This is a genomic window from uncultured Negativicoccus sp. (genome assembly GCF_902480485.1).
Lineage (GTDB): Bacteria > Bacillota > Negativicutes > Veillonellales > Negativicoccaceae > Negativicoccus > Negativicoccus succinicivorans.
Genome location: NZ_CABSTC010000090.1, coordinates 1 through 2,188, shown reverse-complemented (window position 1 = coordinate 2,188; position 2,188 = coordinate 1). Strand labels below are relative to the sequence as shown.

Here is a 2,188-nt window from a genome sequence, read left to right as displayed (position 1 = left end):
AATCTCATCAAAGGCGGCTTGATCACACTCCTTGCCCTGCCGATTTACCGCCGCCTGCGTACGACGCCGCGGCAATAAAAAAGTCCTCGCCAAGCGAGGACTTTTTTTATTTGTGTAAACCGTAGCGAATGATCAATCGGCTGATTTCGTATAAAAGTAAAATAGGAATGGCCAGCAGCGTTTGCGAAACCAGGTCGGTCGTCGGTGTAATAATCGCCGCCGCGATAAACGCCAGCAAGATGACAAAGCGGCGTTGCGCTTTGAGCCAGGCGGACGACACCACATCCATTTCGGCCAGCGCCAAAAGCACCAGCGGCAAATTAAACACAAACCCGAACGGCAGGATCAGCATCAACGCGAAATCCAAATAACTTTCCATGGAGATCAGCGGTTGCACGGTGCTGTCACCGAAGGAAAGAAAAAAGTGCAGCCCCTGCGGCAAGACAACGAAAAAGCCGAACGCCGTTCCCGCTAAAAAAAGCAGTAGCGAACCGGGAACCAACAGCGCCAGAATCGCGTGTTCTTTTTGCGTAAACGCCGGCACCAAAAACGCCCAGAATTCATAAAATAACACCGGCGAAGCAAAGACAATACCCGCCACCATCGCTACTTTAACATAAATAAAAAACGCTTCCGCCGGTCGCAGATAATACAGTTGACCCGCAGGCGCCGTGATGAACGCTACAATGAAATCGATGAAACAGCCGCTCACCGCCATGCCGACCACGGCCGCCAGAATGGCGCGGATCAGCCGCCGTCGCAACTCCCCGAGATGATCGATCAGCGTCATCTCCTGCGGATCGGCGAAGCAGGCCGCGGAGGTTGCGCTTTTCATTCTTTCGGCGGTAACGACGAAGCGACGGTAACGTCTTTATGCGCTTCTGCGGTCGTTTCATTGCCGTTGATCGCGTCTTTAAATTCGTGCATGCTTTTGCCCATCGCTTTACCGATTTCCGGCAGTTTACCCGGTCCGAACAACACCAGGCCGATCACCAAAATTAAGATAAGTTCAGGAATGCCCAAGCCGAACATAGTAAACCCTCCTTTGATTTATGGTACTTGGTTTCCTTCTGAGGATACAGAGTCAATATCGTTTTACGGTGAAAAAATCTTTTAAAATTTGTAAAATTCAGTTTCAAAGAGCGATTTCCGTAATTTTGCGTATTTTTACCGAAACCCAAACAAATTATAAATAAACCTCCTTTATAGTTACGTTTATCTATGGACGAATCCATACAGGGTAACAAAGGAGGAATTACTATGTCTACCGAAGAAATGCACGCAACGCCCGCGACAATGTCGCGCCGCGGCTTTTTGAAATTGGCCGCCGGCTCCGCATTGGGCGCGGCCATGCTCTCCATGCCGTCCTTTGCATTGGCGCGCGAGCTGGAAGTGAAATCGCGTCAGCTGAAACCGGTCATGTACGACGCGATTCCGCAAAACGCCATCGCATGCGGCCAACAGGCGCCGCTGATCGAAGGTTGCTACCGTTCGATCCTGGGTTACGCGGAAAAAATTCGTGATGCGGGACTGCGGCGCGAAGTCACCGACCTCATCCAAAATCCGGCGCTGCGTTTCTTGCAGGAATACAGTTCACCGGCGGCGCGTCATCGCATCTACACGCAGCTGGCCAACCAAGGCTTGGTCGATACCGCAAAAACCGACGAGGCGCATTTCTTCCCCGTCTCCGACGGCAAAATTCAGGAATTCCGCACGGCGCCGGGCAGCGGTTACGGCAGTCACCATCCGTACCCGGGCGGCTTGGCTACGCACGTCAACGCCAACATGCACATCACGGAAGCCGTCTGCAATACATACCGGGATGTTTTCATGTATAACGTCAATCGCGACATCGCATTCGGCGCGGAACTTCTGCACGATATCGCGAAGCCGTTCGTTTTTGCCTGGCAGAAAAACGGCCGTTCGCTGCAGGAATATACGATTGCGGGCACCGGCGCTCACCATATTTTCTCCATCGCGGAAATTATTTACCGCGGTTTCCCTGCAGATTTCGTCGTCGCCCAGGCTTGCGCACATGAAGCGCCGAACTCGGCGAAAGGTAATGAAACCGTCGCCGGCTGGCTGAAAGCCGGCGCAATGATCGCCGGTAAAGATCCCTTCGCGTACGGTTTGTTGAACAAAACCGGTGACGGCATTCGTGACCCGCACCGTCAGGAAGGCTACATCG

The 2,188-nt window shown here is 52.7% G+C and carries 3 protein-coding genes; 1 reads left to right on the top strand and 2 read right to left on the bottom strand.

Annotated elements, in window-relative coordinates; genetic code table 11:
• Window positions 1-106: 106 nt before the first annotated feature.
• Window positions 107-835 (bottom strand): twin-arginine translocase subunit TatC, encoded by a 729-nt coding sequence (gene tatC / locus RDN69_RS06105; protein WP_024048105.1) that lies wholly within the window; start codon window positions 833-835, stop codon window positions 107-109.
• Window positions 832-1,032, bottom strand: a complete 201-nt coding sequence (locus RDN69_RS06100; RefSeq protein ID WP_024048106.1) for a twin-arginine translocase TatA/TatE family subunit — start codon at window positions 1,030-1,032, stop codon at window positions 832-834. Before RDN69_RS06100 ends, tatC begins: the two co-directional genes overlap by 4 nt.
• 228 nt (window positions 1,033-1,260) lie before the next feature.
• Here RDN69_RS06100 and RDN69_RS06095 point away from each other — a divergent pair.
• Window positions 1,261-2,188, top strand: a 928-nt coding sequence (locus RDN69_RS06095) for a hypothetical protein (RefSeq protein WP_288218383.1), incomplete at its 3' end; no start/stop codon positions are given.

Coding starts and splice junctions, on each gene's coding strand:
- tatC (WP_024048105.1), bottom strand. CDS start 835: ATGAAAAGCGCAACCTCCGCGGCCTGCTTCGCCGATCCGCAGGAGATG.
- RDN69_RS06100 (WP_024048106.1), bottom strand. CDS start 1,032: ATGTTCGGCTTGGGCATTCCTGAACTTATCTTAATTTTGGTGATCGGC.